Annotated in this window: 19 protein-coding genes, 1 tRNA gene and 2 pseudogenes; 5 read left to right on the forward strand and 17 right to left on the reverse strand. The window is 63.4% G+C overall.

Features of this window, described 5'->3' with window-relative positions:
• Window positions 1-319 precede the first annotated feature (319 nt).
• The 5 genes from ACQ4WP_RS00675 to ACQ4WP_RS00695 are packed head-to-tail and all read right to left on the reverse strand — an operon-like array spanning window position 320 to window position 5,481.
• Window positions 320-1,231, reverse strand: coding sequence for a glycerophosphodiester phosphodiesterase (locus tag ACQ4WP_RS00675; protein WP_436518195.1), 912 nt, complete (start codon window positions 1,229-1,231; stop codon window positions 320-322).
• Window positions 1,206-2,810: a hypothetical protein gene (locus ACQ4WP_RS00680; RefSeq protein WP_436518196.1), complete on the reverse strand. Its 1,605-nt coding sequence runs from the start codon at window positions 2,808-2,810 to the stop codon at window positions 1,206-1,208. The genes ACQ4WP_RS00675 and ACQ4WP_RS00680 overlap by 26 nt, the downstream gene beginning before the upstream one ends.
• 1 nt (window position 2,811) lies before the next feature.
• Complete coding sequence (locus tag ACQ4WP_RS00685; RefSeq protein ID WP_436518197.1) at window positions 2,812-3,669, reverse strand: hypothetical protein; 858 nt, start codon at window positions 3,667-3,669, stop codon at window positions 2,812-2,814.
• A 28-nt stretch (window positions 3,670-3,697) separates the two neighbouring features.
• Window positions 3,698-4,720: a hypothetical protein gene (locus ACQ4WP_RS00690; RefSeq protein ID WP_436518199.1), complete on the reverse strand. Its 1,023-nt coding sequence runs from the start codon at window positions 4,718-4,720 to the stop codon at window positions 3,698-3,700.
• Entirely contained in the window at window positions 4,717-5,481 is a 765-nt protein-coding gene (locus tag ACQ4WP_RS00695) for a hypothetical protein (RefSeq protein WP_436518200.1), read from the reverse strand. Before ACQ4WP_RS00695 ends, ACQ4WP_RS00690 begins: the two co-directional genes overlap by 4 nt.
• A 187-nt stretch (window positions 5,482-5,668) precedes the next feature.
• On the opposite strand from ACQ4WP_RS00695, the gene ACQ4WP_RS00700 reads away from it, so the two are divergent.
• The 4 genes from ACQ4WP_RS00700 to ACQ4WP_RS00715 all read left to right on the forward strand — a co-directional run bounded on the left by ACQ4WP_RS00700 (window position 5,669) and on the right by ACQ4WP_RS00715 (window position 10,057).
• Window positions 5,669-7,060: a caspase family protein gene (locus ACQ4WP_RS00700; protein ID WP_436518201.1), complete on the forward strand. Its 1,392-nt coding sequence runs from the start codon at window positions 5,669-5,671 to the stop codon at window positions 7,058-7,060.
• 85 nt (window positions 7,061-7,145) lie between these two features.
• The gene (locus ACQ4WP_RS00705) at window positions 7,146-7,970 is read left to right on the forward strand and encodes a hypothetical protein (RefSeq protein ID WP_436518202.1); all 825 of its coding nucleotides are present in this window, start codon (window positions 7,146-7,148) and stop codon (window positions 7,968-7,970) included.
• A 46-nt stretch (window positions 7,971-8,016) separates the two neighbouring features.
• Window positions 8,017-8,745: a hypothetical protein gene (locus ACQ4WP_RS00710; protein ID WP_436518203.1), complete on the forward strand. Its 729-nt coding sequence runs from the start codon at window positions 8,017-8,019 to the stop codon at window positions 8,743-8,745.
• 46 nt (window positions 8,746-8,791) lie between these two features.
• Window positions 8,792-10,057: a DUF6445 family protein gene (locus ACQ4WP_RS00715; RefSeq protein ID WP_436518204.1), complete on the forward strand. Its 1,266-nt coding sequence runs from the start codon at window positions 8,792-8,794 to the stop codon at window positions 10,055-10,057.
• Here ACQ4WP_RS00715 and ACQ4WP_RS00720 read toward each other — a convergent pair.
• The 11 genes and pseudogenes from ACQ4WP_RS00720 to ACQ4WP_RS00770 all read right to left on the reverse strand — a co-directional run bounded on the left by ACQ4WP_RS00720 (window position 10,054) and on the right by ACQ4WP_RS00770 (window position 18,696).
• Window positions 10,054-10,995, reverse strand: a complete 942-nt coding sequence (locus ACQ4WP_RS00720; protein WP_035823672.1) for a LysR family transcriptional regulator — start codon at window positions 10,993-10,995, stop codon at window positions 10,054-10,056. The genes ACQ4WP_RS00715 and ACQ4WP_RS00720 overlap by 4 nt on opposite strands.
• Before the next feature lie 76 nt (window positions 10,996-11,071).
• On the reverse strand, window positions 11,072-11,314 hold the full coding sequence (locus ACQ4WP_RS00725) for a hypothetical protein (RefSeq protein WP_436518205.1): 243 nt from the start codon (window positions 11,312-11,314) through the stop codon (window positions 11,072-11,074).
• Window positions 11,315-11,325: 11 nt separating this feature from the next.
• Window positions 11,326-11,523 (reverse strand): hypothetical protein, encoded by a 198-nt coding sequence (locus tag ACQ4WP_RS00730; protein WP_436518207.1) that lies wholly within the window; start codon window positions 11,521-11,523, stop codon window positions 11,326-11,328.
• Between the two features lie 5 nt (window positions 11,524-11,528).
• A pseudogene (locus ACQ4WP_RS00735) lies at window positions 11,529-11,750 on the reverse strand (sugar ABC transporter permease YjfF); the annotation flags it as partial.
• Between the two features lie 30 nt (window positions 11,751-11,780).
• Entirely contained in the window at window positions 11,781-12,548 is a 768-nt protein-coding gene (locus ACQ4WP_RS00740) for an SDR family NAD(P)-dependent oxidoreductase (RefSeq protein ID WP_436518208.1), read from the reverse strand.
• Window positions 12,549-12,576: 28 nt separating this feature from the next.
• Window positions 12,577-14,154, reverse strand: a complete 1,578-nt coding sequence (locus ACQ4WP_RS00745) for an aldehyde dehydrogenase (NADP(+)) (RefSeq protein ID WP_436518209.1) — start codon at window positions 14,152-14,154, stop codon at window positions 12,577-12,579.
• Complete coding sequence (gene araD1 / locus ACQ4WP_RS00750) at window positions 14,151-15,143, reverse strand: AraD1 family protein (RefSeq protein WP_436518210.1); 993 nt, start codon at window positions 15,141-15,143, stop codon at window positions 14,151-14,153. Before araD1 ends, ACQ4WP_RS00745 begins: the two co-directional genes overlap by 4 nt.
• A 12-nt stretch (window positions 15,144-15,155) precedes the next feature.
• Window positions 15,156-16,898 carry an IlvD/Edd family dehydratase gene (locus ACQ4WP_RS00755; RefSeq protein ID WP_436518211.1) on the reverse strand — a complete coding sequence of 581 codons (1,743 nt, stop codon included), beginning with the start codon at window positions 16,896-16,898 and terminating at the stop codon, window positions 15,156-15,158.
• A 196-nt stretch (window positions 16,899-17,094) separates the two neighbouring features.
• The gene (locus ACQ4WP_RS00760) at window positions 17,095-18,177 is read right to left on the reverse strand and encodes an aldose epimerase family protein (protein WP_436518212.1); all 1,083 of its coding nucleotides are present in this window, start codon (window positions 18,175-18,177) and stop codon (window positions 17,095-17,097) included.
• Between the two features lie 17 nt (window positions 18,178-18,194).
• A pseudogene (locus ACQ4WP_RS00765) lies at window positions 18,195-18,389 on the reverse strand (family 43 glycosylhydrolase); the annotation flags it as partial.
• A gap of 231 nt (window positions 18,390-18,620) precedes the next feature.
• Window positions 18,621-18,696, reverse strand: a tRNA-Arg gene (locus tag ACQ4WP_RS00770).
• 199 nt (window positions 18,697-18,895) lie between these two features.
• Between ACQ4WP_RS00770 and ACQ4WP_RS00775 the strand changes: the two genes are divergently transcribed.
• Window positions 18,896-19,459 (forward strand): c-type cytochrome, encoded by a 564-nt coding sequence (locus ACQ4WP_RS00775; protein WP_436518213.1) that lies wholly within the window; start codon window positions 18,896-18,898, stop codon window positions 19,457-19,459.
• Window positions 19,460-19,575: 116 nt separating this feature from the next.
• Here ACQ4WP_RS00775 and ACQ4WP_RS00780 read toward each other — a convergent pair whose 3' ends face one another.
• Window positions 19,576-20,508: a methyl-accepting chemotaxis protein gene (locus ACQ4WP_RS00780; protein WP_436518214.1), complete on the reverse strand. Its 933-nt coding sequence runs from the start codon at window positions 20,506-20,508 to the stop codon at window positions 19,576-19,578.
• Window positions 20,509-20,535 lie beyond the last annotated feature (27 nt).

Here is a 20,535-nt window from a genome sequence, read left to right on the forward strand (position 1 = left end):
ACAGCAGGAACGACACGCCATCCCTTCGCTGCTTCACGTGCCATATGGCCAAGCCGGCCATTGGCACGCCCAGCGCGAACCGAAACACGAAAAGCGGCAGCCACAGCAGTTCGATGTCGCCATCCCCTGGTCAACCCAATGCCGGGAATTGCTGCCTGGAGGCGTCAAGGTAAGGCGCCGCCTGCATTCCCGAGCCGAGCACGGCGTGCGGTGCCTGCATGAACTAGCGGTTGTCGATACGCTCGAAAATATAGCCGTGAAACATTTGCAGCGCGGCAGGCGCATAGTCGATGAGCCGGCCGAATTCGGACATGGCAGCTTATTTCATCATCGCGCAAAACGTTTCGGGATTGCCGTCAAGAATGACGCCGCTGGGCCAGCGGTGGCTGCGCTGCTGGGCGCGCAGCAAGGACGCGGCCAGGGCCGAGTCGCCATCGACGGCGTACACGAAGACGGGCATGCTCAGGCTGGCGGCATCGGCCAGCAAATTCGGATTGGCGTCCAGGCTGCGCGCATCCACGTGCACGCCGGCGGGCATGCCGATCTGCTGCCGCACGCGCTGCAGCCACGGCTTGTCGAGCTTGGGCGGGCGGGCATTTTTCGCGATATAGCGGCTGACCCGGTTCGCCCCGACCGCCTGCGCATTGCGCGCGTCAAACACGAGCAGGCCCAGATAACCGTGCGGATCGGCGCGGCGCGCGCAAGCGAGATTGTTCGGCACGCCCGAGGTCAAAAACCAGTTGCCATGCTTGATGTTCGCACGCAACTGCCCCACCAGGGTGTTGATGGGCGCGCACGACGCCACGACATCCTTGATTTCCGCATTCAGGGTTTTAGCAGGGAAAGCCGTCGCCAGGTCGGCAATATCGCTGACGAACGGCGGCGTTTCTGCCGTCAGCACGCCGCGGTTCTTCATGCTGGCGGCGCGCCAGTCGTCGGCCGTCAACTGTTTCACGGTGCGGGGCGATCCTGTGTCGACCACTCTCCCCGTCAGCAGGTCGTGGTGCACCACCCAGCTGCCGTCGCCCAGCAGCTGCAAATCCGTCTCGACGCCGTCCCAGGTGCCGAAATACGTGTTGCGCAGCGCGCTCAGCGAGTTTTCCGGCGCATTGCCGGCGCCGCGGTGGGCATGCACCTTCATGCCCAGGCAGTCGGCATGCACGGCCGTGCTGGCCATGCAGAGCAGCAAGGCCAGGGCGGCCGCCTTATTTTTGTCCTGCGTGATAGCCATAGTGAATTCCCTGCAAAACATTGATGCGGATCGCTTCGTTGACGGGGTAGCTGTAGCCCTGCCCCACCGCCACCACGTGCGTGATATTGGCCAGGATGGCCTTGCCGGCGAGATTCCAGCGCGTGCTGTCGGGCTCGCCCTGGCGCGTCCAGTCCAGCATTTGCCGGAACAGCTCGCTGCGCGTGACGTTGTTGTCGAGCACGGACAAGATGCCCCAGGTGCCCGCAAAGGCCGTCGCCAGCACGCCCGTGGCGATCCAGGCGGAACGGCGGCTCAGCTGTCCATCGGCACCCGCCTGCTCGCCACGGCGCATGGCCAGCAGCAATAATACGACGGTGGCGATCAAGTACAGCAATTTGGAAAAGTGGCCGATGGCGCCCAGCAGCGAGAAAAACAGGGCCACGGGCGGCACGATGGCGGCGCGCGCCGCTTCCTTGCCTTCATGGAAGAACCTGCCGCCCGCTTCAAAATCCGTGCGGCTGGCGCGGTATTCCACCAGTTTTTCCGCCGTCTGGCGATCCAGGAACTGGTCGAACAGGCGCCCGAACTCGGCAGGACTCGCATACGATGCCTGCACCGTGGCGCTGGCCGGCAGTTTCAAGGCTTCGCGCAATTCCGCCTGCACGCCGGGGCGCGCGACAAAGGCGGCAAACGGCAAGCCCGGCGGGATGCGCTCGCCGCGCACGGTAACGCCCTTGCTGGCCGCCTCGGCCATGTAGCGGCGCTTGACGGCGGCGCGGAAGCCCTGCTCGTCATCGGTACGCCAGTTGGCGGGCACGGGCACTTTCTTGCGCACATTGTTGACGACGGCCGCCTGGCGCCGCATCGGCACGGAATGCGGCTGCCAGCCACGGCGCGACAGGCTGTTGCGGTATTCTTCCCACGAGGATTGCTGCTTGGCCCGCAAGCCGGCATCGCTATCGGGGATGATGCCCGCATACAGTTCCCACTTGCCGGCCAGCTCGCGCATGGCTTCCTGATATTTGTCATAGTAACCGGACGGGCCGCCCGCCACCTGGCGCACGTTGGCGCGCACCAGCTGCTCCTTGGCCGGCCCCATGCGCTCGTCAAGATGCCGCACGGACACGGCCAGGAAGGGGAACAGGGCCAGGAAGGACTTGCCTTCCGGCTTGGCGAACAGGGTGGGATCGTCGACCAGGCCCTGCAGTTGCAAGCTGCCGCCTACCAGCGAACGCTGCAGCAAGGTGGTGTTGAAGGCCATGCGGCGAAATTCCGCGTCGCGCGTGTTGACCAGCACATTCACCGTGGTTTTCAGCACGCCGAAGACGATGCCAGCCGTCACCACGCAGCAGACGATGATCTTGGTCCAGCTTGGCCCGCTGCCATTGTTCTTCAGCCGGCGGCGCCACATCAGCTGCAACACCACCAGCGCGGCGGCGATGCCGGACAGGCTGCGGCCATAAAATTCTACCCCTTCCACGTCTTCCGGCTTGACGTTGCCGCCCACCACGTCGAGCAAGCGGGCATTGAAGCCCAGCTCGAAGCACAGGTAAATAATCGTCAGGACGATCAGGATCAAGGTCTGCCGGATTTGCAGACTGCGCAAACTCGCGGCCATCTTATTTCCTCAAGTCGATGACGACGGGCTTGATCTCTTCGGCCTGGAAGATCATCGGCGCCGCCGGCGCAGAAGCTGCGGTACGCTGCGCGGGCAGGCTGCTGACGGCGGGCGCCGCCGCTCTGGCCTGGCTCTCCTGGCGGCGCGGCTTGGCGCTGGCGCGGCTGCCCGCTTTCGGGGCGGCGGAAGGCGCCGGGGCGGCGGCAGGCGGCGCCGGGATCACGCGCCCGCTGTCGCTGCCAGGCATGGTGGCGATGACGGGGCCGGTGGCGCGCAAGGCATCGTCGGCAAACGGCTGCGCGCGCGTATCGACGCCGGGCGGCACGGCCACGCTGGCGTTGAGCAGGCGGTTGTCCGTGTAGATCATGCGCGACAAACGGTTGTAGTTGGGAAAGTCGATATTCAGCGATTTTCCGTCCACCGCCAGTTCCACGCGAGGGCGGTCCTTGCAATTGCCGACCGTCCACTGCAGCACGTCCGTGCCCTGGAAAGCCAGCACTTCATAGCGGTAGGCGCAGTTGCGCTCCTGCGTTTCGACGATCACCACGGTGCGCTCGCCCACGTTTTCCACGCGCGCCACGCGGGCCATGATGGCCTTGTCCAGCGGCACGACGCGAAACGCCTGCGACAGCTTGATCGAATACTTGCCTTGCGGGTCCTTGCGCAAGACGCCTTCCGTGCCATCGCGCAGGCGGAAGGTGGACATCGGCGTGCCGAACAACTCGGCCGTATCCAGGCCCACCATCACGCCGCCACGGCCATTCGGCGTCATGGCGCAGCCCGTCAACAGGACGCCAACTGCCACGCCGGCGATCAATTTGCGCCAGTGCGCGGATGCAAAAATCTTATACGTTGTCATGCTGGATAACTTTCTCTTATTTCACAATTCAGGGATTGATCACGGCCAGCGGATTGCCCGGTCCCGGTGACGGCAAGACTTTCTGGCGGTCGCGCGACAGCAGGGTAAAGGCGCCCAGGGTGTCCGGCCCGGCGACGATTTCCAGCTGCTCGCGCTGCAGCCAGGTGCGGATTTCCGCTTCCGTCGCGTCGGCGCGGAACAGCACGCGCAGGCGCACGCCCGTCTCGACGCCGCTGCCCCCGTTACGGAATTCCGCATGGCCGACGACGGCATCCTGTTTCGGCAGGAACAGCCACGCCGATTGCACCACCATCACGCTGGCGGCCACGGCGGTGACGATCTTCAGCCAGCGGCTGGCATTGGCCGCCTGCACAGGCCTCGATACCGGTGCCAGCGCTTCGGCCGAGGCGATCTGCAACTGCTGCAGCCCCTGGCGCAGCAATTGCCGGTAGGCCACGCGGTCATCCTTGCCCAGTTCGCGCGACAAAGGCGTGCCCGTCAGCGCATAGTCGTCGCCGGGCAAGGCCACGCGGGCGATCACGCCGGGCGCCGCCGTGGCCCCATTGGCGCGGCCCTGCGCTTCCAGCCAACGCGCCGCCTGCAGCCGGTCCTGGCTGAACACGCCCAGACAGGCGCCCAGGTCCGTCACGGCCAGGGTCACGGGCAGGTCGCACAGCACCAGGCCGGCTCGCGGGTCGGCGGGCGCGTCGCGCTGCTCGACCACCAGGCCGCAGGCATCCGCATACGCCGTGTCGGGCGTGACGAGCCAGCCGCGCCAGCGCTGCCGCGTGCTATCCCAGGCATCGAGCAGCACGGCGCCAAAGCCGGGGCGGCGCGCCAGCACATGGATTTGTCCACCCGCGATGGGCCGCGCGGCCAGCGGCGCGGCATCGCTGCGGCGCGCAAAGCCTGCCAGCACGTGCTCCGGCACGGCAATGCCGCGCCAGTCGGGGGTAGCACCGCTCACATCCGCGTCCAGCAGCTCGGCGGAAGATGGGGGAGATGGCAGGCGCGCGGCAACGATGGCCAGCGAGGGCGTCAAAGCAGTCATGCCGGTGGCCTTTCATCAGTGTTCGGGTGGGTGGACGCGGGGTCCATGTGCAGGGATAACGCGGCCACGCACAAGATATCCAAAACTATTTGCGCCGCCTGCATGTCGCGCGCGGCCAAAGAGTCCCCCACGCGCAGCTTGAGCAGGCTCAAGACCCAGCTGCCCAGCAAGGTGGCGCGGTGGGCCGGTTCGACGATCTGGCGTCCCGCGCTATTGGTCTCGCCCTTCTGCCTGTGCACCAGGCCCAGCTTGCCACCGTGATAGTGCGCGGAAGCGATTTGCTCGGCCAGTTCCTTGACGGGCATGCCGCCGCAGCCGCAATGACGCAGCAGCAAGATCAAGTCCCGAGGCAAGGTGGTGATAAAAACGTCTGCCGCTACGCGCACTTGCTGCGGCGTGAGCTGATAGTCGCGCAGCGGTTCCGCATAGGCGTCGGGCGCGCGCAGCTCGCAGCCCTCTTGCGCATCGGCATCTTCGTCATCGCGCTGCTTGCGCAGCTGGTCGATGATGAAGCGCTTGAAGTACAAAAACAGGGCGCCCACATGGTGGGGTGCGGCGTCGCTGTCGCTGTGGAGGACTTTTTCGATGAAAAACTGGTGGCGCAAGTCGGCCAGGGAATCGCCCAGCGACGCCGCCTCGCGCGGGCGGCACGGCGTCAGCGCGGCGATGACGCGCTGGTAAAACTCGCCCAGTTCACCTTGCGTCAGCTGCGGGCGGCGGGTCCAGAAAGCATGAATCCGTTCAAATTGTTCCGATTGCACAGCCGGTCCGATCGTGTGTTGGGCGGCACGCGCCACTGGCCGGCGGCGACGCGCACCGGCAATCAAGCAATGCGCTGGCCAGACAAGAGAAACTTGTCAGTAAGGTAAAATGCATTAAAGCAATTTTCTCATATCACACTGGAAATCGCTAACTTTTGTTATTTTCACGACAATTCCCGAGACGCCGATGCATCGCCTGATTCCCCTGTTCTTGAGCCTGTTCTTTTTGCTGGGCGGCAACGTAGCGCACGCCGCCGTGCCAGCGCCGGTGCAAGCTGCCCCCGGCAAGCGCATCGCCCTGGTGATCGGCAATGCGGCCTATCCGCAGCCCCTGTTAAATCCCGTCAACGATGCGCGCGCCATGGCCGAGCGCCTGCGCCGCCTGGGCTTTGAAGTGCTGTTACGCACGGACATCACGGCGGCGCAGCTGCAAAAGGCGTCGGCCGAGTTTTCCACGCAGGCACGCGGCGCCGATATCGCCCTCGTGTTTTACGCGGGCCACGGCGCGCAGGCGGGCGAAGCCAATTATGTGCTGCCGCTGGGCGCCAACATGCATGCGCTGAGCGCGGCGGCCATCGCCGCGCAGGGCGTGTCCGTTTCCAGCCTGGCAGGCGATTTGCAGCGCACGGGCGCGCGCGGCGCCGTGCTGATCCTCGACGCTTGCCGCCAGGAATATACGCGCGGTGGTGCGGCGGTGATTCCCGGTGGCGGCAACGCGGCCAGCCACGGCTTTGCCGACACGCAAGCGCCACGCGGCGTGGTGATCGCCTATTCAGCCGGCCCCGGCGCCCTGGCGCGCGATTTCTGGTCGCCCGATTCGAGCAACAGCCCCTACACGAGCGCCCTGCTCGACGCGCTCGATGCGCCGGGCTTGCCGATGGGCGACGTCTTCTCGCAAGTGGCAGCCAGGGTGGCCGCCATGACGCACGATGTGCAAAAGCCCCGCGTCTCGTTCGGTGAAACGTCGGCGCGCCTGGTGCTGAACGTGGGCAGCGGCAAGGGCGTCAGCCAGCCGGTGCCGGGCGTGCTGGCCTCGGGCAACAGCGGCATGCGCGCTCCGGCGCCGGCGCCGGTGCCACCTGCCGCCGTCACCGCCGCTGGCAAGAAAGTATGGCCAGGCAACGTCTTACAAGACATCAACTATGAAATCCGCATGCAGATCGCGGCGCGGCCGTTTCCCCGCCAGCAACTGGAAAAGCGCGCGCGCAGTGGCGACCTGGTGGCGCTGACTGCCCTCGGCTATGGCATCGGCGGCGGCGATGCGGGCATCAAACAACCGAAGGCAGGCATGCAGTGGCTGGAAAAGGCCGCCGCGAAAGACTTTCCCATCGCCCAGACTTATCTGGCGGAATTGCTGATGGTCAAGGGCGACGCGGCCTCATTAAAACGCGCGGGCGTGCTGCTCGACGCCGCCTCGCAAGCGGGCTACAGCCCCGCCCATGCCTATAAATTCGACCTGGCGCGGCGCACGGGCGCGCCGCCGCAGGACGCAGCCCGGCATTTGCAGGACGCCTTCATGGGCTTGATGAAGGATTACCAGGGCGCCGCCAAGGACGTCTTACAGCCGCCGAAAAAATAGTTTCAAATAATTTTGGATTTCCCTGAACTGTCCCCGTTATCCGTGGGTACATGCAATACAGCATGACAGTGACCAGGGAAATCCCATGCAACCATCCAGCACGGCAGCAACCATTACCACCGGCCAACGGGGCCGCATCCTCGCCTACCAGGCAAGCGGACAAGGTTCCGTCAGCGTGGCCGGCATTCAACATGCCTTCGACGTGGCCACGCACTGGCGCTCGGATGTGGCGCCCGCCATCAACGCCGTCGTCGACGTAGGCTTCGACGACGCGGGCAGCCTCGCCACCGTCAGCGCCGTGGCGACGCAGCAGCTGGCGCAGGAAGAAATGGCCGGCGCGGCGAAACTGGCGCGCGACAAGGGCCAGCAGCTGTGGGGCAAGGCCGTCTCGGCGCTGGGCATCAAGGTGCTGGCGACTCTTGGCGTGCTGATCGCCGGCGCCTTTGTCTTCAACACCCTCGGCATCCGCCTCTTCGCTTCCGTCTCGCGCACCTATTGGCAGTTGCTGGGCCTGTCCGCCGACAGCCTGGAAAACTTTGCCCGCGATGGCGGCGGCGGTTTTACCTCCGCGCAATTCTTCTTCCTGACGGCGATTGCCGCCTGCTGCGCCACCATGGCCAGCAGCCAGCCGAAAGCGGCGCTGGGCAAGTGCGCACCGCTGCTGTTCGTCGTCGTGCACAGCAGCTTGCTGTTGATCAAGATCAAGGGCGCCGTCAGCGAGGCAGGCAACGCCATGGGCGGCATCATGGGCAGCCGCGCAGCCCGCATGGCCGAGCAGATGGCCAGCGAAATGCTGGGGCAAGTGTGGCAAGGACTCTCGTTTGGCATCGGCTTTTACCTGGTGCTGGCCGCCAGCATTGTCCTGGCCGCTTACGGTGTTGGCGAATACAAACGCAAGAGCGTTTGCTAAACCCGTCGGCTAAGTCATCTCTTACACACTCACTGAAGGAAATATCATGCAACGTACTCTGCCCGCTCTGCTCGCCATCGCCCTGATCCTGTCCGCCTGCGGCAAGACCGACTCCGCCGCACCGACCGTCGCCGCACCAGCCACCAGCACGGCCGACCTGGCCGCGAAAGCGCAAGTCAAGGTGGCTGCCGCCAGCCTGCCGCAAGCGGACGCTGCCACGCCAAGCGCCAGCTATGTCGACATCACCAGCGGCAACCAGTTGATGTACAGCTACATCGCCCTGTCCGGCGTGCCGCCCGATTACGCGGCCGTGGCGCAGCGCATCTCGCGTGAATATGCGGGCAGCAACGACGCCTTCCGCAAGCAGGAAGTGCTCGACGCGCTGAAACCGCAGATCGACGCCAAGGTCAATGAGGCCAAAACGAAGCGCTACCTGCGCTACCAGATCAACGGCCAGGGCGCGCTGTCGCCGTACGCGATGGACAAGGCCGCCTTCCCCGCCAAGTTCGCCGAAGCGGGCACGTATTACTACATGTACGACAACGGCGACTACAAGCTGGCGTTCACGAATGGCGACGGCTACTCGCTGCTGAAAGTGGACCAGGACGCGGCCCGCAAGATCGAGGCGGCGCGCAGCGGCTACAAGGACTTCGCCATCATCGTGTATGCCTACGCCCAGGAAACGGACATGGCCAGCAACCAGGTCAAGGCGCAGATCGTCAAGGTGGCGATCAAGCTGAACGGGGAAGAAATTCCTGTCAGCCAGGCGCGGTAGAACGGGCTCGGTTACACTGTTCGCCACTTTGCATCGGGATCGGGACATGGGCGAACAGACACTGGCGGAACAACAGCTGGCCAAGGGCCGGCAACTGCAGCAGCAAGGCAAGCTGATCGAAGCGATCAATGCCTACCAGGCCGCGTATAAACTGGACCCGGCCCTGGCGGAAGCCCAGCATTTCCAGGGCTTGGCCATGCTGGAGCTGGGCCAGGGCGCCATCGGCCTGGGTTTACTGAAACTGTCGCTCAAGCAGCAGCCCGACAATGCCTTGTTCCACTACAACCTCGGCAATGTGCTGCGCGGTACGGACAGCGAGGCGGCGCTGGCCAGCTATGCCACGGCGGCGCGGCTGGCGCCGCACGAGCACGATTTCGCCATCAGCCATGCGGAATTGCTGATGGGAAAACAACGTCTGACGGACACCATCGCCGAACTGGAACGGGCCCACGCCCTGCGCCCGCAGCGCTGGCAAACCCTGCAGGGCCTGGCCGAACTGTATTACCGCACGGGCCAGCAGGCACTGGCTTTGGCCCGCTACGCGCAGGCCCTGGCACTGCACCCGGCACTGGCACATACGTGCCGCATCGGCTTTGCCAGTCCCAACACTGAAAACACGGAACGGCTGACCATACCCGATGTGCCTGCGAGCTTGCACGATTTCCTGCGCGAAACCGACCTGCACATCCTCGACGATTTCCTGCCCGATCCCGCCGCCTGGCGTGCGCAGGCGCTGGCTTTACCGTTCGAGCAGCAGCGCTATGCGGGACAGAACTACCCGGGCAGCCAGACGGCGGGCCAGCCCAGTCAAGCCATCATGGAGCGCATCGCCACGGCGCTGGGCCGCCCCATCCGTTTTATCTCGCCCGACAATGGTTCCTACCGCCTCAGCTATGCGGACGCGATGGCGCGCACGGATATCCACGTGGATAACGAGACGGGCAACAATTTCAATTTCTATGCGGGCGTGCTGTATCTGAACCCGCCCGAACAGTGCCAGGGCGGCACCACCTTCTGGCGCCACCAGCCCAGCGGCTGGTACCGTCGCTTGCCAGAAGCGGACGTAAAAGCGGGCGGCTACGCCAGCTTCAAGGATTTCCAGAAACGCTGGCTGCCGAACAGTAAGGTGCAGAAATTCAACGACTTACAGGAACAGCGCGACAGTTGGCAAGCGCTGCTGGAAGTACCCATGCGCCACAACCGATTGATCGTGTACAAGGGCCATTACTTTCACTCGATCAGCAATGTGTTTGGCGACACGCCGGAGAATGGCAGATTGGTGCAGCTGTTCTTTTTTGAAGTGCCGGATTAGTACATATCGGCGGCGGTCGCCCGCACGGCTTTGAGCAGCATGTCCGCCCCCGGCGACAGCAAATGGTCCTGCTGACGGATGATGCCAAACGCATCCATCTTGCACGGCAGCTCGATGGGCAAAATGCTCAGCACGTTCAACGATTCATAGTAATGCGCCACTTCCGTCGGCATCACGTGCAGCGAATCCGTTTGCTGCAGCAGGGACGTAATCAGCAGCAAGGCGGTGGTGTCGACCACGTCGACGGGCGGTTCCAGGCTGGCGCGGCGGAACATCATGTCGAAGCGGTGGCGCAGGATGCTGCCTTGCGGCGGCAAGATCCACGGTTGGCCCGCCAGGTCTTTCAGTTGCAGATTCTTGCGCGACAGCAGCGGGTGGCCATTGCGCGCCACGGCGCTGGCCGGCTCTTCCGTCAATTCCTCATAGATAAGGCCGGCGCTGCTTTCCTTTTCCAGGATGCGCCCGATCATGAAATCCAAGGTGCCATGCTGCAGCATGTCCATCAGGGTATTGCTGTGCTCCAGGTGCACGCCGATGCGCATCAACGGCGCCTGCTGCTTGATGCGGGCAATGGCCCGGGGCAGCAAGGCCATGGCCGGCGTCATGATGACGCCCACTTCCACCTGGCCCGTCAGGCCCGACTTCAGGGCGACGATATCGTCATGCGCCAGCGACAGGCTCGTCAAGGCCATGCGCGCGTGGCGTATCATCGTCTCGCCGTAAATCGTCGGCTCCATGCCACGCGGCAACCGGTCGAACAGGCGCACGTCCAGCATCTCTTCCAGGTCCTTGATTTGCTTGGACGCGGCCGGCTGCGTCATGTGCAATTCTTCCGCCGCGCGGTGGATGTTGCGCTGCTCGTCCAGGGCGATCAACAGCAGCAATTGCCGCGTCTTCAGGCGGGCTCGCAAGAACCAGTTGGGGTTGAGGGTATCCATGAATAAATCATATCATGATCGATATCAGTTTTAATTCAATATCGATACTACTGATATCGGTTTGTCTGGTGCGTCGTCAAGCAGCGCTCAGGATGCCTTGCAGGCAGCACTGGAATTGGCCGCCACCGGGCAATTTGTCGTTGTGATAGAAGAGGTAGGACTTGCCGTTAAATTCGATGATGGCCTGGTGAATGGTTTTCACCACGGCATTCTTGTCCATGATGGTGCCGCGGAAAATGTTGCCGGCCCAGGCAAAGGTGGAAAAGCGCACGGGCGAGCCGTGATCCGTCCAGTTCGCCATGTCGCACGAGGAATACACGCGTCACTCATTCATGCGGTAATCCGTATCCGTGGCGCTCGCTTCATCACGGCCGACGTACAGGTAGGCCTGCCATTGTCGACCAGCGCGGCGGGGTCGGCCGTGTAGATATCCTTGACGATGGGATTGGCCGCCTGCACGCCGAATGGAGCGCAGGCGAGCGCCGCCGCCATGCCGATGGCTGCGGCAAATTTGCTCTTGTAAAACATATTGCTTAACTCCCGTTGGTATGTTTCTGGCCCATGGCCATCAGTCTTTGCACGACGCAAAAGACGAATAGCAGGCCGCCGATGACGATCTTGGTCCACCACGAGCTGAGCGTGCCGTCGAAGGCGATCAGGGTCTGGATGGTGCCCAGCACCGGCACGCCACCCAGGGACGCGCACAAGCCGCTGAAGGCGTAGAGCAAGACCTTGGTGCGGCCCACGGGCAAACCCGCGCCCGACAAAACGCCCAGGGCGTTTTGTCAGACCCAGCCAGCATCGACGATGAATTCCTGGGAGGTGCACATCGCGCCGTCGTCCGATGCAAGGAACAGCACCATGGCGGCGATGTCCTGTGGCATCAGCTTGCTTGGCAAGCATTGGCTTTTCTTGATTTCCACTTCCGCCGCGTCGTCGACCCACAGGTCGATCTGGCGCTGCGTCATGACCCAGCCAGGCGTGACCGTGTTGACGCGGATATTGTGGGCGCCATAATCGCGCGCCAGGCCCCGCGTGAGGCCCACGACAGCCGCCTTGGTGGTGGCGTAGACGGGGTAGCCGCCCGACTTCATGTGCCAGGAAATCGAGCTGACATTGATGATGGAACCGCCGCCCTTGCGCTTCATGCCCTCGAAGACGGCCTGGCACGTGAAGAACATGGGACGTTGATTGATCGCAATGCGCTCGTTCCAGTATTCCAGCGTAACATCCTGCGCCTGGTGGCGCTGGTCATTGGCCGCATTGTTGACGAGGATATCGAAGTCGCCCAGCTTCTCCGCCAGTTCCGCCATGACGGCTTGCAAGGATGGAATATCCGTGATGTCGCAATGGCGGAACAAGGGCGCCGTCATGCCAGCCTCCTCCAGGCGGCGGCACAGGGCCTCGCTGGCTTCCACGGCGATATCGACAAACGCCACCAGCGCGCCCTGGGCGGCAAACTCCGCCACCAGGGATGCACCGATGCCGCTGCCACCGCCCGTGATGAACACGCGCTTGCCCTGCAAGCTGCCATATGTCGCCAATTGCTTCATGCTTGTCTCCACTGTGTATTTTTTATGATTAAGGTTTGCCCAGCACGCCATCGTGACGGCGCCAGATCCCCAGCGGATTATCGTCGCGCAGCGATGCCGGCAGCAAGTCCTGCGCCAGATTCTGGTAAGACACGGGGCGCAGGAAGCGGTTGATCGCCGCCGTGCCCACCGAGGTGCTGCGGCCATCCGACGTGGCCGGGAACGGGCCGCCGTGCACCATGGCCGTCGACACTTCCACGCCCGTCGGGAAACCATTGGCCAGGATGCGGCCCACGCGGCGTTCCAGCACGGGCAGCAAGCGCCGCGCATCAATCAGGTCGCCCGCATCCATTTGCAGGGTGGCCGTCAGCTGGCCTTCCAGGCTTTCCGTGATCGTGAGCAACTGTTCCATGTCGCGGCAAGCCACCAGCAAGGAGGCGGGGCCGAACACTTCGTCGCGCAAGTCGTGCTTGGCCAGGAAGGCCTCGCCCGAGGTGACGAACAGGGCGGCGGCGCCCTTGCCTTCCTCGCCCGTGTTTTGCACCAGCGACGTCACATCGGCGTGCTGCGCCAGGGCGGCCACGCCCTTGGCATAACTGCTGGCGATGCCGGCCGTCAACATGGTGGCGGCCGGCGCGGGTGCCAGCGCTTCGGCGGCAGCGGCGGCAAAGGCCGTGAAGTCGGCGCCTTCCAGGCCCAGCACCAGGCCGGGATTGGTGCAGAACTGGCCCACGCCCATCGTCAGCGAAGCGGCAAAACCGCTGGCGATCGCCGCGCCACGGGCAGCCAGGGCTTGCGGCAGCACAAACACGGGGTTGATGCTGCTCATTTCAGCATATACAGGTATCGGCTGCGGGCGCTCCGCGGCCACCTTCATCAGGGCGATGCCGCCCGAACGCGAACCCGTAAAACCCACGGCCTGGATAGCCGGATGGGCGACCAAAGCCTGGCCAATGCCATTGCCCGTGCCCGTCAGCAAGGCGAAGACGCCGGCCGGCAGCTTGCAGAGGGCAATCGCTTTCACAATGGCACGCGCCACCAGTTCCGACGTGCCAGGGTGGGCCGAATGAGCTTTCAGCACGACAGGGCAGCCGGCAGCCAGGGCCGAAGCCGTATCGCCGCCGGCCACGGAGAAGGCCAGCGGGAAGTTACTGGCCGCAAACACGGCGACGGGGCCCAGGCCGATCATGCGCAAACGCAAATCAGGACGCGGTGGCGTGCGCTCCGGCAAAGCCGAATCGATGCGCGCATCGGTCCAGGAACCCTCGCGCAGCAAGCCGGCGAACAGTTTTAGCTGACCCACCGTGCGGCCACGTTCGCCTTCCAGGCGCGCGCGCGGCAAGCCGCTTTCCGTCATGGCGCGCACGATCAAGTCGTCACCCAATTCGAGGATTTGCGTGGCGATGGCGTCCAGGAAATCGGCACGCTGCGCATCCGTGGTGGCGCGGAACGGGTCGAACGCGGCTTGCGCCAGACGGCACGCTGCGTCGATTTGCGCTACGTCCACCATGTGGAAGGCGGGCGCGATGTGCGCGCGCGCGGCCGGGTCCCACGCTTCGAAGGAGCCGCCATTGCCCTTGACGGCGACGCCGCCGATCAATGCATCACCGGTGATATTGAAACTCATAATGTGCTCACTTTCGCAAATTCGGTTGGGGAGACGTCGAGGCGGTTGCGCAAGGCAGGGCCAAAGGCCGGCGCTTCGATTTCAAAGGTTTCGCCCGGCGCCACGCTCACGCCATCGGCAAAGCTCAGGGTGGCCGTGCCAAAGAAATGCACATGCACGTCGCCAGGGCGCTTGAACAGCGGATACTTGAAGTGATGGTGTTCCAGGTTGGCAATCGTGTGCGACATATTCTCTTCGCCACTGACAAACGTTTTTTCCCAGCGCACCTTGCCGGCCGCATCCAGCACGCGCGAGGTACCGGCGATGTGCGCGGGCAATTCGCCCACCAGCAGGGCCGGTCCCACGCTGCACATGCGCAGCTTCGAGTGGGCCAGGTACAGATAGTTCTGGCGTTCCGTCACATGGTCCGAGAATTCATTGCCGATGGCGTAGCCGACGCGGTAGGGCTGGCCATCGTCGCCGATCACGTACAGGCCGGCGATTTCCGGTTCTTCGCCACCATCGAGGGCAAAATCGGGCATGCGCAGCGGCTGGCGGCTTGGGCGCACGATGGAGCCGTCGCCCTTGTAAAACCACTCGGGCTGGGCACCGGCCGTGCCGTCAGCCGGCTTGCCGCCTTCCACGCCCAGGCGAAACATTTTCATCGAGTCGCTCAAGGACTCCGCGTCGCCGCCGATTTTCTTGTGCATGGCGTCGCGCGCGCCGGCGCTGCCCAGATGGGTCAGGCCCGTGCCCGTCACGTAGCAGTGCGCTTCGTCCGCATGGTCAAGCGGCACCAGCAGACGTCCGGCAGCGGCCACATCCGCATACAAGTGCGTGGTGTTGCCGACGGTGGCGTTGACAAGTTCGGCCAGGTTGACCTTCTTGCGGATGGCGTCTTGCGCCAGCGCATACGTCGTGTTGTAGCCTTCGATGACGCGGATCTGGTCGTCTTGCAGCAGGCCGACCAGGCGGTCGCCGTGTTCATTCGTAAATTGCAGCAACAGCATGGGATTCTCCGCTTAATGTGAGTGGCGCGGCACGGCGGAACCGCGATTGCCGACCAGGAAGTCGAAATCGCAGCCTTCGTCGGCCTGCAACACGTGGTCGATGTACAGCTGCTGGTAGCCGCTCTTCGGCCCAGGCGCGCTGCCCAGCTCGCGCTTCGCCAGGCGCTCGGCGATTTCCGCGTCGCTGATGTCGATATTCAGGCTGCCGGCGTGGCAATCGAGGGCGATCATGTCGCCATCGCGCACGATGCCCAGCGGGCCGCCCGCCATGGCTTCCGGCGCCACGTGCAGCACGACGGTACCGTAGGCCGTGCCGCTCATGCGCGCATCCGAGATACGCACCATGTCGGTGATGCCTTGCGCCAGCAGTTTCGGCGGCAAGCCCATGTTGCCCACCTCGGCCATGCCCGGATAGCCTTTCGGGCCGCAGTTTTTCATGACCAGCACGGAGTTCGCGTCGACATCGAGGTCCGGATCGAGGATGCGCGATTTATAGTGTTCGAAATCCTCGAAGACGACAGCCTTGCCGCAGTGCTGCATCAAATGCGGCGAGGCGGCCGAGGGTTTCAGCACGGCACCGCGTGGCGCCAGGTTGCCGCGCAGCACGCAAATGCCGCCATCGGCCAGCAGCGGGTTGTCCAAGGTGCGCACCACTTCATCGTTGTAGATGGGCGCTTCGACACAATTATCCCAGATCGACTTGCCGTTGACGGTCAGCGCATTCTTGTGCGGCAGCAAATCGCCTTCGCCCAGCCGGCGTATCACGGCCGGCAAGCCGCCCGCATAGTAAAACTCTTCCATCAGGAAACGGCCCGACGGCAGCAGGTCGACGATGGTTGGCGTGCCGCGGCCCACACGGGTCCAGTCTTCCAGTTCCAGGGGCACGCCGATGCGCCCGGCAATCGCCTTCAAGTGAATCACGGCATTGGTCGAACCGCCGATGGCGGCGTTGACCTTGATGGCGTTTTCAAACGCCGCACGCGTCAGCACTTTCGACAGGCGCAAGTCTTCGTGCACCATCTCGACGATGCGGATGCCCGACATGTGCGCCAGCACGTAGCGGCGTGAATCGACGGCGGGAATGGCGGCATTGTGCGGCAGGGACGTGCCCAGCGCTTCAGCCATGCTGGCCATGGTCGAGGCCGTGCCCATGGTGTTGCAGGTCCCGGCCGAGCGCGACATGCCCGATTCGGCCGACATGAACTGGTGCAAGGTGATGGAACCGGCCTTCATCTGTTCGTGCAACTGCCATACGGCCGTGCCGGAGCCGATATCCTTGCCATTGAGCTTGCCGTTCAGCATGGGGCCGCCGCTGACGACGATGGTGGGAATGTCGACGCTGGCCGCGCCCATCAGCAGCGCTGGCGTGGTCTTGTCGCAGCCGACCAGCAGCACGACGGCGTCCATCGGGTTGCCGCGGATCGACTCTTCCACGTCCATCGAGGCCAGGTTGCGCGTCAGCATGGCGGTGGGGCGCAGATTCGATTCGCCGTTCGAGAAGACGGGGAATTCCACAGGGAAACCGCCCGCTTCCAGGATGCCGCGCTTGACGTGTTCGGCCAGCTGGCGGAAATGCGCGTTGCAGGGGGTCAGTTCAGACCAGGTATTGCAGATGCCGATGATGGGCTTGCCGTGAAATTCGTGGTCAGGTATGCCCTGGTTTTTCATCCAGCTGCGGTACATGAAGCCGTTCTTGTCCTGCGAGCCGAACCACTCGGCAGAGCGCAGGGCAACCTTCTTTTTTGTCTCAGACATGCCATTCTCCTGGTTGTGCCATGCCGGATTTAAGGTCGTCGGCCCGGGCAGCGATGTTGGAATACTAAAGAATCCTGCCATGCCTTTCCAATCAATTTTTAATGCGTTCCGATATCGAAAACGGTATCAGCATGCACCAATGAAAACGCCCTGCGGGCGGGTAGCTGCAGGGCGTGGGCTGTTTTGGCTGGGGTGCCTACTCGGCGGAAAAGCGGTACACGGTTTGCGTCTGATACACCTGACCCGGGCGCAAGATGGTGCTGGGGAAATGGGATTGGTTCGGCGCATCCGGGAAATGCTGGGTTTCCAGGCATAGCGCGCCGCGGTAGCAGATGGGGCCTTGCTTGCCGTGCTGGCTGCCGTCGAGGAAATTGCCCGAATAAAACTGCATGCCCGGCTCCTGCGTGTACACCTGCATCACCCGGCCCGAAACGGGATCGCGCACGCTGGCGGCCAGGTTCAGCCTGTGATCTGCCTGTTGATTGAGCACAAAGTTATGGTCGTAGCCGCGCCCGATGCGGATCTGTTCATGCGGCAGGGCTATGCTGTCGCCGATGATGGTGCTCTGGCGCAAGTCGAACGGCGTGCCGGACACGTCCGCCAGCTCGCCCGTGGGGATGGAACCGGCATCGACGGGCAGGTAGCGGTCCGCGTGTATCGTCAGCTCATGGCCGAGGATAGTGCCCTGCCCCGCCAGGTTGAAATAGCTGTGATTGGTCAGGTTGACGGGTGTGGCCTGATCCGTCACGGCGTGGTAGCGCAGGCTCAGCGCGTTGTCGTCATCGAGTTCATAAGTCAGCGTGACGTCGAGCCGGCCCGGATAGCCATCTTCGCCGTCCGGACTGCTGCGCTTGAACGTGACGCCAACGGTGTCATCCCTGGTGAACGGCTCGGCCTGCCACATGACCTGGTGAAAGCCCTGGTTGCCGCCATGCAAGTGATTCGGCGCATTATTCACCGCCAGTTGGTAATCCTTGCCGTCAAGGCTGAAACGTCCTGCGGCGATGCGGTTGCCGAAACGCCCGATGACGGCGCCCAGGAAAGCGCTGTTGGCCAGGTAGGGTTCGAGGCGCTCGAAACCCAGCACCACGTCGGCAAACACGCCATGGTGGTCCGGCACGTGGATTTCACTGATGATGGCGCCAAAGTCGAGCACTTTGACGCGCATGCCCTGGCGGTTCGTCAGGGTAAATACGCTGACGTGGGCGCCATCGGGCAAGACGCCGAACGGCGCCTCGGTGACGGTGGCGGACGCGGAAACAGGTTCAACAGAGGTCATAAGCACTCTTCCGAAGATTACAGGGTCGATGAACGGCCAAACACGGGCATGCCCTGCGCATCCCAGCGCAGCGGCGTCACAAACGTGTGACGGTCCGGGTTCCACAAGGGATCGCCAACGATTTCCGTGTAGATGCGCGCATGGTACACCAGCAACACGCCATCGCCATCGTCGGCCGTGGTAAAGCTGTTGTGGCCGGGGCCATGGATGCCGTGCTCGTAACAGGTAGATGATGAACTTAAGAGATTGCAGCGCCACGTGGACTACACTCGTGAACACTCATTAAAGTCGACCTAGGTCACCACATTGTGCCAAATACTTGAATTTCTGTGCCTATGTGGTGGCACAATTTTGGCACAGTGAGTGTGCCAAAATACGCAAAATAACGCATTACATTGCAAACCAATGCAACAACCAAGTAGTTGATTTTTTTAGGGAAAAACTGGTGCGGCTGGCGGGGATCGAACCCACGACCCTTGGCTTCGGAGGCCAATACTCTATCCACTGAGCTACAGCCGCGTAGGGGGAATTTCTGAAGTGATGCGAAGGATACCGTTTTTCTTTACCTACGTCTACGGAAACTGTCGTATCGCTGGCAATTGCATGTCACTGCTCAATTTTTGTGCCTATAATTGTGGGTTTCATAAAGGTTTGCATCCAAGCATGTAAAAATGCTACCTTACACGGCCATCAGTTTCAAATCTGGACTAAGGACATCATGAGCGACGCACATAACGAACAACAATCAGCGATCAAAACGCCTAAACAATTGCTTGCCGCCGTAGCTGGCTTCTTCCTCGTCACCGTCATCGGCATCATCTTGCTGGTGCAGTTCGTCACGGCGCAAAAACTGACGGGCGCCGGCACGGACAGCCAGTCGCCGGAAGCCATTGCCGAGCGCTTGAGTCCGGTTGCCAACGCCGGCTTTACCTTCAAGGATACCAGCGGTCCGAAAGTGCTGCAAAGCGGCGAAGCTGTCTACACGGCAACCTGCGTGGCTTGCCATGGCGCCGGCGTGGCTGGTGCACCGAAGTTTGGCGATGTGGGCGGCTGGTCGGCCCGCCTGGCCCAGGGCTACGATACGGTCCTGAAACACGCCATCGAAGGCTTGCGCGCGATGCCGGCCAAGGGCGGCAATCCCGACCTCGACGATGTGGAAGTAGCGCGCGCCGTCGTCTACATTGCCAACGCTTCGGGCGGCAAGTTCAAGGAACCAGAAGTGCCAGCACCGGCCGCGGCCGCTGACGGCGCTAGCGCACCAACGGAAGAAGCCAAGAAATAAGCGCGATGCCGCTTCAGGCGGCGCGTTGAAGCGGCCCTCAAAGGCTGCCGCAGATGTGAAAAAGCCGCCCGGTTCAACTGAACCGGGCGGCTTTTTTAATGTCCGTGCGCGGCGCGCTACAGCTTGAATGCGCCGATAATCTGTTCGAGCTTGCCGGTCTGCTCCTGCATCGAATGGGCTGCTGCCGCTGCCTGCTCCACCAGCGCGGCATTTTGCTGGGTGTTGTCGTCGAGCTGGACGATGGCCTGGTTGACCTGGCCGATGCCCGTTTCCTGCTCCTGGCTGGCCAGCAGGATCTCGCCGATGATGTTGGCGACCTTGTCGGTGCCGGCGACGATCTCGTGCATGGTGGCGCCAGCCTGGTCGACCAGCTTGGTGCCGGCGTCAACGTTGTGCACCGATTCCACGATCAGCGCACCGATTTCCTTGGCTGCCGTGGCCGAGCGGTGCGCCAGGTTGCGCACCTCGGATGCCACCACGGCAAAGCCGCGGCCTTGCTCGCCGGCCCGGGCCGCCGCGACGGCCGCGTTCAACGCCAGGATGTTGGTCTGGAACGCGATCCCGTCGATGACGCTGATAATGTCGGCGATTTTCTTCGATGAACGTTCGATCGCGCCCATCGTCTCAACCACCTGTGTCACCACCACGCCGCCCCGCGCCGCCACCTTCGAGGCGTCCAGCGCCAGCCGGTTGGCCTCCTGGCCGCTACTGACAATCTGCCTGACGGTGCCGGTCAACTCCTCCATCGACGCGGCGGTCTGCTCGAGCGCGCTGGCCTGGCTTTCGGTGCGGGCCGACAGATCCTGGTTGCCGCTGGCGATTTCACGCGAGGCCAGCGCGATGGAGCCGGTGCTGCGGCCGATTTCGCGCATCATCTGCTGCAGCCGCTCGATGAAGGCGTTGAAGCTGCCGGCCACATCGTTGAACTCGCTGCCGCCGCCGCCCGGCAGGCGCCGCGTCAGGTCGGCGTCGCCGGCCGACAGGGCGTCGATATTGCTCTTAAGTACACCCAGGCGCCCCATGAACAGGCGGATGATGCCGATGAACACCCTTGCCGTTCAGCTAGCACTCCCCCT

It is taken from the genome of Janthinobacterium lyxosi (genome assembly GCF_051380665.1).
Lineage (GTDB): Bacteria > Pseudomonadota > Gammaproteobacteria > Burkholderiales > Burkholderiaceae_D > Janthinobacterium.

Excerpts from the sequence above, each read along its gene's own strand:
- ACQ4WP_RS00675 (WP_436518195.1), bottom strand. The coding sequence starts at position 1,231 with ATGGCTATCACGCAGGACAAAAATAAGGCGGCCGCCCTGGCCTTGCTG.
- ACQ4WP_RS00680 (WP_436518196.1), bottom strand. The coding sequence starts at position 2,810 with ATGGCCGCGAGTTTGCGCAGTCTGCAAATCCGGCAGACCTTGATCCTG.
- ACQ4WP_RS00685 (WP_436518197.1), bottom strand. The coding sequence starts at position 3,669 with ATGACAACGTATAAGATTTTTGCATCCGCGCACTGGCGCAAATTGATC.
- ACQ4WP_RS00690 (WP_436518199.1), bottom strand. The coding sequence starts at position 4,720 with ATGACTGCTTTGACGCCCTCGCTGGCCATCGTTGCCGCGCGCCTGCCA.
- ACQ4WP_RS00700 (WP_436518201.1), top strand. The coding sequence starts at position 5,669 with ATGCATCGCCTGATTCCCCTGTTCTTGAGCCTGTTCTTTTTGCTGGGC.
- ACQ4WP_RS00705 (WP_436518202.1), top strand. The coding sequence starts at position 7,146 with ATGCAACCATCCAGCACGGCAGCAACCATTACCACCGGCCAACGGGGC.
- ACQ4WP_RS00710 (WP_436518203.1), top strand. The coding sequence starts at position 8,017 with ATGCAACGTACTCTGCCCGCTCTGCTCGCCATCGCCCTGATCCTGTCC.
- ACQ4WP_RS00715 (WP_436518204.1), top strand. The coding sequence starts at position 8,792 with ATGGGCGAACAGACACTGGCGGAACAACAGCTGGCCAAGGGCCGGCAA.
- ACQ4WP_RS00720 (WP_035823672.1), bottom strand. The coding sequence starts at position 10,995 with ATGGATACCCTCAACCCCAACTGGTTCTTGCGAGCCCGCCTGAAGACG.
- ACQ4WP_RS00730 (WP_436518207.1), bottom strand. The coding sequence starts at position 11,523 with ATGTTTTACAAGAGCAAATTTGCCGCAGCCATCGGCATGGCGGCGGCG.
- ACQ4WP_RS00740 (WP_436518208.1), bottom strand. The coding sequence starts at position 12,548 with ATGAAGCAATTGGCGACATATGGCAGCTTGCAGGGCAAGCGCGTGTTC.
- ACQ4WP_RS00745 (WP_436518209.1), bottom strand. The coding sequence starts at position 14,154 with ATGAGTTTCAATATCACCGGTGATGCATTGATCGGCGGCGTCGCCGTC.
- araD1 (WP_436518210.1), bottom strand. The coding sequence starts at position 15,143 with ATGCTGTTGCTGCAATTTACGAATGAACACGGCGACCGCCTGGTCGGC.
- ACQ4WP_RS00755 (WP_436518211.1), bottom strand. The coding sequence starts at position 16,898 with ATGTCTGAGACAAAAAAGAAGGTTGCCCTGCGCTCTGCCGAGTGGTTC.
- ACQ4WP_RS00760 (WP_436518212.1), bottom strand. The coding sequence starts at position 18,177 with ATGACCTCTGTTGAACCTGTTTCCGCGTCCGCCACCGTCACCGAGGCG.
- ACQ4WP_RS00775 (WP_436518213.1), top strand. The coding sequence starts at position 18,896 with ATGAGCGACGCACATAACGAACAACAATCAGCGATCAAAACGCCTAAA.